This window comes from Paenibacillus sp. LRG-1, assembly GCF_057220305.1.
Genome location: NZ_CM170126.1, coordinates 3,290,943 through 3,305,702 on the forward strand (window position 1 = coordinate 3,290,943; position 14,760 = coordinate 3,305,702).

Consider the following 14,760-nt stretch of genomic DNA (forward strand, 5'->3'; position numbering starts at 1 on the left):
GCTTCTCTCAGGTCATGATTTTAAACAGTCAATAAAAGTTATGTATATGTTAGTTTATATTACATAAATATCGGATTTTATCTAATTTTCTTGTGAATTAATTCTTTTTTCTATAAAAAAGCTACACTAAACACTCTTTTTTATGTTATGATCATTTTATATAAGAGATATATGATTACACAACTGAATAAAAGTCATATTATATAACATACATTTCACAATACTTTACATACCACCATAGAAAATTAATTGAGAAAAATATTGTAGACCAATAAACATTTATTCATATTTCACTTCTGAGACACTCAGCTTGAAATACAATAAAACCCCATCCGAAGATGGAGCTTTTACTGATCCGTAACATAAAATTTATAATTACACCAAAACAGTAGCGCCCATGAGGTATTTATCAACCTCTCGTGCAGCTTCGCGACCTTCATTAATAGCCCACACGACAAGACTTTGTCCGCGACGCATATCACCTGCAGCAAAAACCTTATCTACATTGGTAACATATTTTCCATAACGTGCTTTAACGTTGGAGCGACGATCCGTCTCCAAACCAATTTGCTCTACAATCGTTTGCTCAGGACCATCAAATCCAATGGCAATAAGAGCAATTTGTGCAGGGAATATGCGCTCCGTACCTGGAATCGGTTGATAGATTTTGCGGCCCGTTTCATCAACAATCCGTTGAATTTGAATGGTGTGTAGCTCTTTCAAATTACCGTTCTCATCACCTACAAATTTGGTCGTCATGATGGAGAACTCACGCGGATCTTCTCCGAACAGCGCCTTCGCTTCTTCCTGTGCATAATCGAGAGAATACACGTTTGGAAATTGTGGCCAAGGATTGGCAATCGGGTCACGCTCCATAGGCGCTTTGGTGTGAGTACCAAATTGAGTGACACTCCGACAACCATGACGCAAAGAAGTAGCTACACAGTCTGAACCCGTATCACCACCACCGATTACAATAACGTCTTTACCTTGGGAGGACAAATAGTTGCCATCTTCCAGGTTGGAATCCAAGTAACTTTTGATGGTACCATTCAGATAGTCCATCGCATAATGAACACCCTTCAAATCGCTACCTTCAATGTTGAATTCTCTTGGCTTCGTAGAACCACCGCATAGGACAACCGCATCATATTCAGCAATCAACTGATCGGTAGGGATATCTTTGCCGATTTCCGTATTTGTGATGAATTGAATACCTTCAGCCTCTAGCAAATCCACACGCCGCTGAACAACCTTCTTATCCAATTTCATAGACGGTATTCCATACATCAATAATCCACCCACACGGTCCGCACGCTCATACACAGTCACGCTGTGCCCTGCTTTGTTAAGCTGAGCAGCTGCAGCCAAACCTGCCGGACCCGAACCAACAACAGCCACACGTTTGCCTGTACGCTTTTCTGGCGGATTAGGAACGACCCAACCTTCCTCAAAGCCTTTTTCGATAATAGCTTCCTCAATGGTTTTAATTGTAACAGACTGTCCGATCAGGCCGACTGTACACGAACCTTCACATGGCGCAGGACAGACACGACCTGTGAATTCCGGGAAGTTATTCGTTTTGTGCAGCCGCTCTAGTGCTTCCTTCCACAAACCACGATATACGAGATTGTTCCATTCCGGAATGAGATTATGAACCGGGCAGCCTAAAGTTGCTCCCATGATATCCATCCCCGTATGACAATAAGGAGTTCCGCAGTCCATACAACGCGCCCCTTGGGTACGCAGCTCTTCTTCAGACATATGCTTATGGAATTCTTCCCAATCCTTTATACGCTCTGCCGGATCCCGGTCTGTAGGAAGCTGTCGTGTGTATTCCATAAATCCAGTTGGTGTAGACATGTTACGTTCCCCCATCTCTTCGCTTATGAACCCCGATCATCCATTCAGAATTTAAGTCAAATTCGAATTTGTCTGTTTGTATTATGAAAGGGTCTGTTCTCGTTGAATTTGATTTATTGTATCACAATACAGCGTAAAAGTGATGAAAACTTATGCAACTTTCTGCATCAACAGCCAAAAGGATTTTTTATATGGTTTATTAATTTTTCAAATGAGTGGGGTCGAATACAGTCTATTCTTATTCCGTTCTCTCGTAAACAACAAAACGATACTCATAGGGATTTTTGTCATCCTTGATACCCGGGGTCTCACTGACTATATTCCAGCCGTTCCAACCCAGCTCAGGGAAGGTTGTATCGCCTTCAAAAGTCTCCTCAATCCGAGTCACAATCAGCCGATCAGCATGTGGCCAAAACAGTGAATAAATCTCCGCTCCTCCAATGACCATTAACTCCTCCTGCTTTGCTAATTGGAGCCCTTCTTCCAGTGAATGAATTACTTCCGCACCTTCTGCCTGATAGCGCTGATCTCGAGTCAAGACGACGTTACGTCGGTTTGGCAGGCTTTTTCCTCCAAAAGATTCCCACGTCTTGCGTCCCATGAGTACCGTTTTATTAATCGTCTGCTCTTTGAAAAAAGCCATGTCTCTAGGGAGGCGCCAGGGAAGTTTGTTATCCCGGCCAATCACACCATTTTGTGCCATAGCCCATATCATTGAAATGCCCATTTTTCCACCTCCTCTAATCAGATGGCGACAGGCGCCTTAATCCCTGGATGATACTCGTAATTTTCAAAAGCAAAATCGTCGTAGGTATAATCAAAAATCGAATCCGGCTTGCGCAGAATTTTCAACTGAGGCAACGGATAAGGATCACGTTCCAACTGCGTATGCACTTGCTGCATATGATTTGAATAAATATGCACATCGCCGCCTGACCAAATAAATTCGCCGGGCTCCAAACCGCACTGCTGTGCAACCATATGCGTTAGCAATGCATAACTTGCGATATTGAACGGTAACCCTAAAAAGGTATCCACAGAACGCATCGTTAGCATACAGGAAAGTTTCCCTCCAGCTACATAGAACTGAAATACAAAATGACATGGCGGCAACTTCATCGATTCGATTTCAGCTACATTCCAAGCACTGACGATGTGTCGACGTGAATCCGGATTATTTTTAATAGCCTCAATGACATTCGAAATTTGGTCAATATGTTGTCCATCTGTTGTTTCCCACGAGCGCCATTGTGATCCATATACAGGCCCCAGATTGCCCTGCTCATCCGCCCATTCATCCCAAATGGTAACTCCGTTCTCCTTGAGATAAGAAATGTTGGTATCTCCCCGCAAAAACCATAACAGCTCATGAATAACGGATTTCAAATGTACTCTTTTGGTGGTCACCAAGGGGAAGCCCTTGGCCAGATCAAAACGAAGTTGTCTTCCGAAAACAGATAGTGTACCCGTTCCTGTACGATCCTCTTTTTTTACTCCATTCTCTAAAATATCCTCCAGCAGTTCCAAATAGTTACGCACGTTATTCCTCTCCTTTGAGCATGAATAAAAACCTGGCATCGCCAGATTCTAATCTTTAAAATTCTTTTTCTGCACCAATATCTATATTTAGTTTATCATGTACGGTGCTTCGTTGACCATGTACTGTGTGAATTTTCATGGTAGTCCTGAAAATCCTAAAGCTTGAAAAAAAAGAGACAAAGAGCGCAGATATAGCGCTCCTTGCCTCTCTTTGTCATGTATGAAAACCAAAAACGAGATAATGAAAAATGGTATTAGCGACGTGGTGCCAATGCATGGATCGGATGACCCAGCACGACTTCCGCTGCTTCCATAACGATTTCGCCCAATGTAGGGTGAGCATGAATAGTCAAGGAGATATCTTCGAGTGTAGCACCCATTTCAATCGCCAGACCCAGCTCAGCAATAAGGTTGGAAGCTTCCAGACCTACGATTTGCGTACCCAGTACCAGACCTGTGTCAGCGTCAGCTACGATTTTCACAAAACCTTCAGCAGCGTTCAGGGAAACCGCACGACCGTTTGCTCCATAAGAGAACTTGCCAACTTTGACATTGTAGCCTTTTTCTTTGGCTTGTGTCTCTGTGTAGCCTACACTGGAGCATTCTGGATCTGTGAAAACGACAGCCGGCATACACTTGTAATCTACTACAGACGGCTCGCCTGCGATTGCTTCAGCAGCTACTTTACCTTCGTAAGAAGCTTTGTGCGCCAGAGCAAGACCAGCTACGATATCGCCGATTGCAAAGATGTGAGGAATGCTAGTACGTCCTTGGTGGTCAACTTTCACCATTCCGCGCTCATCTAGTTCGAGGCCGATCAGATCCAGACCCAGTTCACCGTCAGTGTTTGGACGACGTCCAACAGTTACAAGCAGATAATCAGCAGTTACTTCTTTGCTTTCGCCGTTGACGGAGAATTTCACTGTTACGTCTTTATCTGTTTGCTCTGCACTTTCCGCTTTAGCGCCAGTGAAGATTTCGATGCCAGTTTTCTTCATGCTTTTCGCAACGATTGAAGTCATATCTTTGTCGAAACCAGGAAGCACTGTATCCATACCTTCAATGATCGTTACTTTGGAACCGAATTTGGAGTACATTTGTCCAAGTTCTGCACCAATGTATCCACCACCGATTACGATCAGGCTTTTCGGAATTTCAGGCAGGTTCAATGCTTCTGTAGAAGACAGAATGCGTCCGCCAAATGGGAATGGTTTCAGTTCGATTGGACGGGAACCTGTTGCGATAATTGCATTTTTAAAACGGTAACGTGGTGATTCATGTTCGTTGAATACACGCGCTTCGTTTTCGTTGATGAACATGCACTCACCATTGAAAACTTCAACTTTGTTGCCTTTGAGCAAGCCACTTACGCCGCCTGTCATTTTCTTAACAACACCGTTTTTGAATTCTTGTGTTTTAGCAAAGTCTACTTTTACGTTCTCAGCCGTAATACCGAAAGACTCGCCATGTTTAGCTGCTTCGTATTGATGAGCTGCAGAGATCAAAGCTTTGGATGGAATACATCCACGGTTCAGACAGACACCGCCCAGCTCAGATTTGTCAACGATCAATACGCTTTGTCCCAATTGTGCGGCACGGATGGCAGCTACATAGCCGCCAGGACCCGCACCGATAACCAATGTGTCAATATCCAGAGAAGCGTCTCCTACTACCATTGATTACACCTCCATAACAAGCAACTCAGGGTTAGCGAGCAGCTGTTTGATATAGTTCATGAAGTTTTGAGCAGTTGCACCGTCAATAATACGGTGGTCAAAGCTCAAGGAAAGAGCCATTACTGGAGCAGCTACAATTTCACCGTTTTTCACGACTGCTTTTTCACTGATGCGGCCAGTACCCAAAATCGCAACTTCAGGGAAGTTAATGATTGGAGTAAAGAACATACCGCCTGCGGAACCGATGTTAGTGATGGAGATTGTGCTCCCTCTCATCTCATTCGCAGCCAATTTTCCATCACGACCGCGCACAGCTAGATCACGAATGGAATCAGCAATCATCCAGATACTCTTACGATCAGCATCTTTGATAACAGGAACGATCAAGCCGTTGTCTGTATCTGTAGCGATACCGATGTTGTAGTATTTTTTGTAGACAATTTCGTTTGCTTCTTCGTCGATCGTGGCATTCAGAGCCGGGAATTGACGGGAAGCAGCAACCAAAGCTTTTACGATGAATGGCAGGTAAGTTACTTTTGTGCCTTTCTTCTCAGCAATTGGTTTGATACGAGTACGGAAAGCAACCAATTCAGTTACATCTACTTCATCCATAATCGTAACGTGCGGAGCCGTATAAGCCGATTTAACCATAGCATTGGAAATAGCTTTGCGGATACCTTTAAATGGTACGCGCTCTTCCTCAGCACGTGGATCTGTTGCTGGTGCGGATGGTGCTGCAGCTTTCGCTTCTTTCTTAGCAGGCTCTTGTGCTTTTGCAGCTTCTTTCGCTACTGGTGCAGCCGCTTGACCTCCACCATTTTTGAAAGCTTCTACATCTTCTTTGGTGATTTTACCATTTTTGCCGGAGCCACTCACTTGAGCGATGTTTACACCTTGCTCACGAGCAAATTTGCGGACGCTAGGTGTGGCCAATACGTCTTTGTTAGAAGCAGCAGGTGTTGCAACTGGTTTTGTGTTAGCTCCGCCTTTTGCAGCATCCTCTTCTTGTTTCACAGCAGCTGGTGCATCTTCTTGTTCAGGAAGTTCGCCCTCTGCAGCGATTACAGCCACAACTTGACCTACATTAAAGATGTCGCCGTCTTTGGCAAATACTTCTTGAACCGTACCATTGACTGGACACGGAACTTCAACTACTGCCTTATCGTTCTGTACTTCCATGATGATATCTTCATCTGTTACTTTGTCGCCGGGCTTGATGTGAATCTTGATGATTTCGCCTTCGTGAAGACCTTCACCCAGCTCTGGGAATTTATATTCAAATCTAGCTGTACCTGCAACTCCGCCTTGTGCAGCAGCACTTGGTTCAGGGCTAGCAGCTGGTGCTTCTGGTGCATCTTCTTGTTCAGGAAGTTCACCTTCTGCATCAATTACAGCTACGACTTGACCTACGTTAAAGATGTCGCCGTCTTTGGCAAATACTTCTTGTACTGTACCATTAACCGGACAAGGAACTTCAACTACAGCCTTATCGTTTTGTACTTCCATGATGATATCTTCATCTGTTACTTTGTCGCCGGGCTTGATGTGAATCTTGATGATTTCGCCTTCGTGAAGACCTTCACCTAGCTCCGGGAATTTATATTCAAATTTAGCCACGTTTAAAACCTCCCAAATTTACGGTGTGCTTTAATTAAAATTCCAATACTTTATTAACCGCATCAATGATACGTGTTGGCGTTGGCAACCAAGTATCTTCAATTTGAGCAAAAGGATAAACGGTATCCGGACCTGCTACACGCAGAACGGGTGCTTCCAGATGCAGGATTGCTTTTTCGTTAATTTGTGCAATAACTTCAGCAGCTACACCGGAGCTCTTTTGCGCTTCTTGAACAACGATGGCACGATTGGTTTTTTGAATAGAAGCAACAACGGTATCAATGTCAATCGGGCTAATGGTACGCAAATCAATGATTTCTACTTTGATACCTTTTGTTTTTTCCAGCTCATCAGCAGCTTTAATCGAAGTGTGTACCATCATACCGTAAGTAATGATCGTCACATCGGAACCTTCACGAACTACATTAGCTTTGCCCAGTTCAACTGTGTAATCATTCTCAGGAACTTCAGCGCGGAATGCATGATACAGGTTCAAATGCTCCATGAAAAATACTGGATCATTGTCGCGAATAGACGCGATCATAAGACCTTTTGCATCGTAAGGGTTGGAAGGAACAACAACCTTGATACCAGGTGTTTGAGCCAGAAGACCTTCCAGGGAATCTGTATGCAGCTCGGCTGCCTTAACACCGCCACCAAAAGGTGTACGGAATACGATTGGAGAATTGTAACGTCCACCGGAACGGTAACGCATACGGGATGCTTGAATTGCCATTTGATCGAGCGCTTCAAAGATAAAGCCTACGAACTGGATTTCAGCTACAGGGCGGAAGCCTTGAATACCCAGACCCACAGCAAGACCCCCGATTGCGGATTCCGCTAGCGGAGTATCGAATACACGTTCTTCGCCAAATTCTTTTTGCAGACCTTCCGTAGCGCGGAATACGCCACCTACATGACCTACGTCTTCACCGAAAAGCAGGACGTTAGGGTCGCGTTTCAACTCTACGCGCAGTGCGTCACGAATCGCTTCTTTCATGTTCATTTGTGCCATTTGCTTCATTTCCTCCTTAAACATTGACAGATCAATTTCAGTTCAGGTCAATCGAAAAGCAGACCGGATCGGGTTACCGCCCGGTCTCTTTTAAGTTCAATTATTTAAAATCAGCTTTTTGTTCTTCCAAGTGCTTAGGCGTTGTTTCGAACATGCTATCAATCAGGCCAGGAATTGTCATTTTCTCTGTTTTCTCGGCTTTTTTGATCTCTTCGTTCACTTTTGCCTTAGCTTCTTCTTTTACGCGAGCTGTATCTTCTTCAGTCCAAAGACCTTTTTTCTCAAGGTATTTCGCAAAGCGGGCAATCGGATCTTTCGCATTCCATTCGCCTTCTTCTTCTTTGGAACGATATTTTGTTGCATCATCAGAAAGGGAATGCGGACGGAAACGGTACGTTACGGCTTCAATCAATGTAGCACCTTCGCCATTACGTCCACGTTCTGCAGCTTCTTGAACGGCTTTAATAACTGCAAGCACGTCCATGCCGTCAATTTTCACGCCTTTAATACCAGCAGCTACTGCTTTATGAGCGATCGAAAGAGCAGCCGTTTGTTTTGAGAATGGAGTCGTGATCGCGTAACCATTGTTTTGCACAAAGAAAATAACTGGCAACTTGTATACACCAGCATAGTTCAGGCCTTCGTAGAAATCACCTTCGGAAGAACCGCCGTCACCTGTATATGTAATGGCGACTTGTTTTTGCTTTTTCAGTTTGTAACCCATCGCAATACCCATAGCATGCAAAATTTGCGCGCCAATGATGATTTGCGGCATCAGTACATTAACACCGTCCGGCACTTGGCCGCCGTGTTGATGACCACGGGAATACAAGAAAGCTTGGTATAATGGCAGGCCATGCCAAACGATTTGCGGAATATCGCGGTAGCCTGGAGCAATAAAGTCTTCTTTTTGGAGCGCATATTCGCTACCAATCATGGTTGCTTCTTGTCCGGATACCGGAGCGTAGAAACCGAGACGTCCTTGACGGCCTAAGTTAACGGCACGGTCATCCCAAGTACGTGTAAATACCATTCGATACATAATTTCTTTCAATTGATCATCTGTAAGTTTAGGCAACATATCTTTATTGATAATTTCACCATCTGGAGAAAGTACGGACAGCGCCTCAACTTCCTCTGTGTAAACTTCATAAGGAACCTTGCTCATTTTCTTCACCTCAACAAAAAAATTTGAATATCAAGTTCCGCTGTTATAGGATTATTATACACCTGTTATATCGCTCGCGTCAAAGATTTAGTTATTTTTTTTGAGTTTGCCACATTTTTGTGTATGTAACAGGGTATGTTTTTTACTATAACAGCTTAGTACATGATTGAAATTTTAAACATCTATTGCAATCAGGGTAATCTTAACTTATTGTGATCCCGAATGCAAAATAATACCCAAGAAAGGTGACGAAAAATGACGGATTCTCGGTATTTAAAACGAACCATCCTTAAAGACGAAGTAGACAGCCGCTTTCTTGGCGAGACCAGAACTCTCCGGATTTATTTGCCGCCCGGCTATAATGAAATATTGAGCTACCCGGTCGTATATTGTCAGGACGGAGAAGAATTTTTCAATTTTGGCCGCATTGCAACTCACGCCAACCGCCTCATTCTAGATGAGGGCGTCGAACCCTTCATTATTGTAGGAGTGGAAGTGAATACCAAAATCAGAACTCAGGAGTATGCTCCCTTTGGCAATCGTTTTGAGGCGTATACCGCCTGCTTTGCAGAAGAAATTATTCCCTATGTAGAGCAAAAGTATCCTATAAGAAAAGATGCAGCGTCCCGCATTTTGGCGGGGGATTCACTGGGAGGCAGTGTGTCTCTGCATTTGGCTTTGATGTATCCTCAGCTATTCAACCGCATTATCAGCCTCTCAGGTGCTTACTATGAAGCTTCGCAGGAAATCATCGCCGGTGAGAAAGATCTGTCTCATTTGCGGGTGTGGATGACAGTTGGCCTTCAGGAAGATGCATTTGAGAGTGATACTGGCATTTACAACTTTGTAGAGCTTAACCGTCAATGTGCAGATTTGCTGCGCGAACGGAACGCTGAAGTTTCTTACCGTGAAAAGGATGGCAAACATTTGTGGGGCTTTTGGCAAAACGAGTTGTCTGACGCGCTAATGTATTTTTTGGATCGCGCCTGAGTAAATATTCTTCCAGGTAACTAAGGGGAATGAGAGCATTGACCTAATAGGTCATAAAGCTCCTTCCTCTTTTTCATAATTTGGTTACGCTTTCAAAAGTGTATAACGAAAAACGGCAATTATTGCCGTCATCTTTCGTTCACATTATAGCTTTTCTTCTATGATCTTGTCCAGCAAGGCGTCGCACCCTGCGTCCATTAATCGATAGGTCTCTTCAAAATTCCCTGTAAAATACGGGTCGGGTACTTCTCTTAATTTTTCTTGAGGGAGCAAATCCATAAATTTTAGAATATCAGCCTCCGCCCCACCTGCAATCTTACGCATGTTTTGTTCATTGGAGTCATCCATGCACACAATATAATCAAACGCGTCAAAATCGCGGCCCGTTACTTGCCTCGCCTGTATGCCTTGTTCGCTGATTCCATGCAGCTTAAGTTGCTTTAGTGTTCCCTCATGCGGGGGATTTCCGATGTGCCAGTCGCCTGTCCCGGCCGAGTCTACCCCGATTTCTGCACCCAATCCCCGTTCCTGCGCCTTATGTCTCAGTATCGCCTCCCCCATCGGAGAGCGGCAAATATTGCCCAAACATACAAACAAAACGTTAATCATTTCGTTCTCCTTCCTATTACACGTTACACTTCCTTTTTTCTGTTTCATTGTATCCGTGTCCTCCAAAATTGTGCAAGCCATATTTAACGCGGTATACTTAAAAACGATGGTATATATAGGATCGTATCAGAAAGAAAGGATGTTGATTATGACAAAAAAACGAGCGATTGTATTTTCAGGCGGTCGTCTTAATGAAGAAGATTTACATCAAATACAACCCGATGATTTTATTATAGGTGCAGATAAAGGTGCTCTTTTCCTGATCGAACACGGTATTACACCACATGTCTCTGTAGGAGATTTTGATTCGATCACACCAGAGGAAAAAGAAAAGGTAGAATTAGCAAGCCAACGTATGATTGCGTGTGATCCAGTACTTAAAGACTTAACAGATACTGAGCTTGCTTTGGAAATCGCTATGGACGAGCACGTAGATCATGTATTGTTGCTTGGTGTGACTGGCACCCGGATGGATCACACATTAGCTAATGTTCAAATATTGGTACGCGCAATGCAGCATCATATTAGCTGCGCTATTATGGACGCACATAATTATATTGAGCTCACCGGATCAACGCTTGAGATCCAGCCTATGGGCTATACATATACATCGCTGCTTCCTATGACTTCCGAAGTAACAGGTATACAACTGGAAGGATTTATGTATCCGCTACATAATGCCACCCTCAAAATGGGACAATCGCGTGCTGTCAGTAATAAGCTAACGGCTTCAAAAGGTACGATTTCCATCAAAAGCGGTCTACTACTCGTTATTCAAAGCAAGGATTAATTATGACATTGTTGTAACCATTGTTCAGATTGTTCTTTCACTCAAAACCCTTGATTAACAAGGGTTTTTCCGTTTATAGAGATCTATGAATCGATATATTTTTTACAAATTGTAATTTTTAATCGTTTTTTAATAAACGCTGTGTAAGTCTTGTCCCTCAAGCATTTGAGAGTTCTTTTCCAACTATTAGGCGGCTTCAAAACTGTTATACTCAACGCTGTCAGTTAGTTAGCAACTCAGCAAAATATTGCACAAATCAATTTCTGGAGGTACTTACAACATGAATATGCATAAAATCATAAAAAAGGTAATTATAGCAGGGGTCGCAGCCACTATCGGCTTTGGTACTTTTGCAATTGAGGGAACAAATACGGCACAAGCTGCCACTACTACTTCAGTAGGCCAAAAAGTAATTAACTACGGTGAAAAATATATGGGAACTCCTTATAAGTTTGGAGCTTCCACGAGCACTACACGTAATTTTGACTGTTCTTCTTTTATGAAGCACATATTCAAGAAATACGGAGTGGATTTGCCACGTACTTCTGTTCAACAGTCTAAAGTCGGACATGCCGTATCCAAGTCCAATTTGAAAAAAGGTGACTTAGTGTTCTTTTCAAGCGGTAGCCGTGCCACAGGACGCAACATTACCCACGTAGCAGTCTATATGGGCGGGGGGAAAATTTTACACACTTACGGCGGACCTGGCGTGACCATCTCCGATTTGAACTCCAGCAACTGGAAAAGAACATACATTAAAGCACGCCGCGTGCTGTAACTCATTTTGAAATATGCGAGCCGGGACGAAAAGTTCCGGCTTTTTTATATACCTTATGCTATTCTGATACGGTTGGTGTTCTGAGTGAATAACCAATACCTCGTTCCGTACGGATCATTTTAAACTTATACCCTTTATCTACTTTAACCCTCAAATGTCTGATATAGACGTCTACTACGTTCGTATCAACGATATAATCATGTTTCCAAACATCCTTCAGAATTTGCTGCCTGCTACAAACTTGGTTAAGATGTATCGCCAGATGAAGCAAAAGATCAAATTCTTTCGGAGTTAGTTCCAGCTTTTGTCCCCCTCTGCTCACCATTCTGCTTGCATTGTCTATATGTAAATCACCCGCTTCGATCGCCCTTTTCACATCACGTTCAATACCAAAAATCCGCAATAAATTAGCCACTCTTGCCTGAAAAACTCTAGGATAAAAGGGAAGAACGATCACATCATGTGCCCCTTGTTCAAAGCAGGAAACAATATGGTCCTCCTCATCTGATGAAGTCATTGCAAATAGCGGGACATGAGGATGGTTTTGCTGCAAAATGCGAATCAAGCCTTGTGTATCCGCCTGTTCATCTCCTATGTTCAGGAGTAGCAAATTCACCGGATTGTGGGCTGCATAAGAGCTTGCATCCGATGTATTGCTAACATGTACCACCTGATAACCTGCCTGCTCCAATGGAAGAACAATTACGGGAGACGCTTCATTTACATCCACAAGTAAAATTAACGGGCTCATCTTTTCACCCACCTGGTTTGGACATAGCATTACATTGGATACGAACAAGTTTGTTATAAGCCATTAAAGCATATTAATATTATTGTAACAAAAAAGCAGAAAATCATTCTCCAAAGAATGGCTTTCTGCTTTTATGGTTTAACCCAAATAGCGATGATACAGACTTCTTGCTTTTGCCACGTCCTTTGTCCCATGGATCAACGCTCTGCCATCTGCAAAAACAACCAAGCGATGCTCGCTTGTACTAAAGGAAACCAAAAACGGATTCTGCTCTACTTCTCCTTCTCCCAAAGAAGCAAATCTATCTGCTATTTCCGCAAGATTCAGATGTGTCGGGTTTGCTGGTCTAATTTGAACGGTATCCCTGCCGCACAAAACATCTGTTTTCTGCCGATGAGAGGCCGACAAGTAGGGATACGTCGGTTGGTTGCCGCAAGAAGGACAATTCTCCTTTTTAACGCTATCTACTGCTATCGCTACATACTCATTTTTCCACAAATCAAACGAAAGCAGCTTTCCTCTCAAATCTTCTGGATATCCACCCAGAAGTTTGAAAGCTTCCGTAGTTTGGTTAGCCGTGACCATCTGTACGGCCTGCGGAATAATCCCGGCGCTATCACAGGTTTCACCACCAAACGGCACAGTTCCCAGCAGACAGTGAAGACAAGGCGTTTGACCCGGTAAAATGGTGTAGGTTACACCATAGCTGCCCACACATCCCCCATAAATCCAAGGAATCCGATGCTTTAGTGCCATGTCATTCATAAGAAGTCGGGTATCGAAATTATCGGTTGCATCCATTATGAGATCTACCCCCTGGATCAACTCTTCCAGCTCTTCCACCCTAACATCCAGTACATGTGCATGTATAACCGTTTCCGAATTAATATCCTTTAATCTTCGCTGAGCAGCTACTGCTTTGGGACATCTTTGCGCAGCATCACTTTCCTGAAAAAGCTGTTGGCGCTGCAAATTGCTCCATTCCACATAGTCCCGGTCTACGAGGCTCACTGTACCTACGCCCCCGCGAACAAGTGTTTCCGCAATACCTGTGCCTAGCGCTCCAACACCTATGATTAATACGTGAGAGGAAGCAAGCCGACGTTGTCCTGTCGGTCCAAAGGGTGTGAATCTTTCTTGTCTGGAATAACGGTCACTTGGATGTGTTCCTCCTGCACCGGATTTGTCAGATACCTTCATGCCTGAATCATGCCTTCTGTCGGACTGCTCGCTGAAGCGTAACGTTTTACAGGAATCATCCCCGCCTCAAAACCATATCTTCCAGCACGAACAGCCAGTTTCATAGCCTCAGCCATTTTTACTGGGTTCTTCGCTCCTGATACGGCTGTGTTCAATAAAACAGCATCTGCCCCCAACTGCATCGCCATTGCCGCGTCACCGGGTGAGCGAATACCCGCATCGACAATAACCGGAACCTCCGCCTGTTCAATAATTAGCTCTAATGAAAACGGATTGAGCAAACCATGTCCTGTACCAATCGGTGAAGCTCCAGGCATAACGGCGTGTACTCCAAGCTCTTGTAGCCTCTTGGCTAGAATCACATCGTCCGATATGTAGGGCAGCACGATAAAGCCTTCTTCTAACAGCTTTTCACTAGCCTTCAACGTTTCAAAAGGGTCAGGCAGCAGTGTCTTGCTATCCCCAATGACTTCCACCTTAATCATATCGCACAAGCCGGAGGCTTTTGCCAATTGGGCAATACGAATGGCCTCCTCTGCTGTTGTAGCCCCTGCTGTGTTGGGAAGAAGTGTATACCGGCTCAAATCCAGCATATCGAGAAAATGCTGCTTATCCCGTTCCTCCAAGTTCAATCTCCGTACAGCAAACGTCAATATTTCCGTCTCAGCAGCCTCTACGGCTTGGGATTGGATATCTAGATCAGAGAATTTTCCTGTTCCCAACAACAACCTTGAGGTAAAAGATGCTTTTCCAATGGTTAACAT

At 43.8% G+C, this 14,760-nt stretch carries 14 protein-coding genes; 3 read left to right on the forward strand and 11 right to left on the reverse strand.

Annotated elements, in window-relative coordinates; all coding sequences use genetic code 11:
• Positions 1-375: 375 nt before the first annotated feature.
• The 7 genes from ACUUJN_RS14350 to pdhA form a co-directional block, all read right to left on the reverse strand.
• Complete coding sequence (locus ACUUJN_RS14350) at positions 376-1,863, reverse strand: glutamate synthase subunit beta (protein WP_023988967.1); 1,488 nt, start codon at positions 1,861-1,863, stop codon at positions 376-378.
• Between the two features lie 238 nt (positions 1,864-2,101).
• A complete protein-coding gene (locus tag ACUUJN_RS14355) occupies positions 2,102-2,590 on the reverse strand; it encodes a dihydrofolate reductase (RefSeq protein WP_023988968.1) in 489 nt (162 codons plus the stop codon).
• Positions 2,591-2,607: 17 nt separating this feature from the next.
• Positions 2,608-3,402: a thymidylate synthase gene (thyA, locus tag ACUUJN_RS14360; RefSeq protein ID WP_023988969.1), complete on the reverse strand. Its 795-nt coding sequence runs from the start codon at positions 3,400-3,402 to the stop codon at positions 2,608-2,610.
• A gap of 254 nt (positions 3,403-3,656) precedes the next feature.
• The gene (gene lpdA, locus ACUUJN_RS14365; RefSeq protein WP_023988970.1) at positions 3,657-5,078 is read right to left on the reverse strand and encodes a dihydrolipoyl dehydrogenase; all 1,422 of its coding nucleotides are present in this window, start codon (positions 5,076-5,078) and stop codon (positions 3,657-3,659) included.
• Positions 5,079-5,081: 3 nt separating this feature from the next.
• Positions 5,082-6,695 (reverse strand): 2-oxo acid dehydrogenase subunit E2, encoded by a 1,614-nt coding sequence (locus ACUUJN_RS14370; RefSeq protein WP_023988971.1) that lies wholly within the window; start codon positions 6,693-6,695, stop codon positions 5,082-5,084.
• Between the two features lie 34 nt (positions 6,696-6,729).
• Complete coding sequence (locus ACUUJN_RS14375) at positions 6,730-7,710, reverse strand: alpha-ketoacid dehydrogenase subunit beta (protein ID WP_013310510.1); 981 nt, start codon at positions 7,708-7,710, stop codon at positions 6,730-6,732.
• Between the two features lie 100 nt (positions 7,711-7,810).
• Positions 7,811-8,878 (reverse strand): pyruvate dehydrogenase (acetyl-transferring) E1 component subunit alpha, encoded by a 1,068-nt coding sequence (gene pdhA, locus ACUUJN_RS14380; RefSeq protein ID WP_013310511.1) that lies wholly within the window; start codon positions 8,876-8,878, stop codon positions 7,811-7,813.
• A 255-nt stretch (positions 8,879-9,133) separates the two neighbouring features.
• Between pdhA and ACUUJN_RS14385 the strand changes: the two genes are divergently transcribed.
• Positions 9,134-9,868, forward strand: coding sequence for an alpha/beta hydrolase (locus tag ACUUJN_RS14385; protein WP_484668620.1), 735 nt, complete (start codon positions 9,134-9,136; stop codon positions 9,866-9,868).
• Between the two features lie 144 nt (positions 9,869-10,012).
• Here ACUUJN_RS14385 and ACUUJN_RS14390 read toward each other — a convergent pair whose 3' ends face one another.
• Positions 10,013-10,477 (reverse strand): low molecular weight protein-tyrosine-phosphatase, encoded by a 465-nt coding sequence (locus ACUUJN_RS14390; protein ID WP_023988973.1) that lies wholly within the window; start codon positions 10,475-10,477, stop codon positions 10,013-10,015.
• Between the two features lie 148 nt (positions 10,478-10,625).
• On the opposite strand from ACUUJN_RS14390, the gene ACUUJN_RS14395 reads away from it, so the two are divergent.
• Entirely contained in the window at positions 10,626-11,267 is a 642-nt protein-coding gene (locus tag ACUUJN_RS14395) for a thiamine diphosphokinase (protein ID WP_023988974.1), read from the forward strand.
• 280 nt (positions 11,268-11,547) lie between these two features.
• Positions 11,548-12,045, forward strand: coding sequence for a C40 family peptidase (locus ACUUJN_RS14400; protein ID WP_023988975.1), 498 nt, complete (start codon positions 11,548-11,550; stop codon positions 12,043-12,045).
• A 58-nt stretch (positions 12,046-12,103) separates the two neighbouring features.
• On the opposite strand, the gene ACUUJN_RS14405 is transcribed toward ACUUJN_RS14400, so the two are convergent.
• From ACUUJN_RS14405 to ACUUJN_RS14415, 3 genes are all read right to left on the reverse strand, one after another.
• Complete coding sequence (locus ACUUJN_RS14405) at positions 12,104-12,796, reverse strand: response regulator transcription factor (protein WP_023988976.1); 693 nt, start codon at positions 12,794-12,796, stop codon at positions 12,104-12,106.
• A gap of 138 nt (positions 12,797-12,934) precedes the next feature.
• On the reverse strand, positions 12,935-13,996 hold the full coding sequence (locus ACUUJN_RS14410; protein ID WP_023988977.1) for a ThiF family adenylyltransferase: 1,062 nt from the start codon (positions 13,994-13,996) through the stop codon (positions 12,935-12,937).
• Positions 13,993-14,760: a thiazole synthase gene (locus ACUUJN_RS14415; protein ID WP_023988978.1), complete on the reverse strand. Its 768-nt coding sequence runs from the start codon at positions 14,758-14,760 to the stop codon at positions 13,993-13,995. Before ACUUJN_RS14415 ends, ACUUJN_RS14410 begins: the two co-directional genes overlap by 4 nt.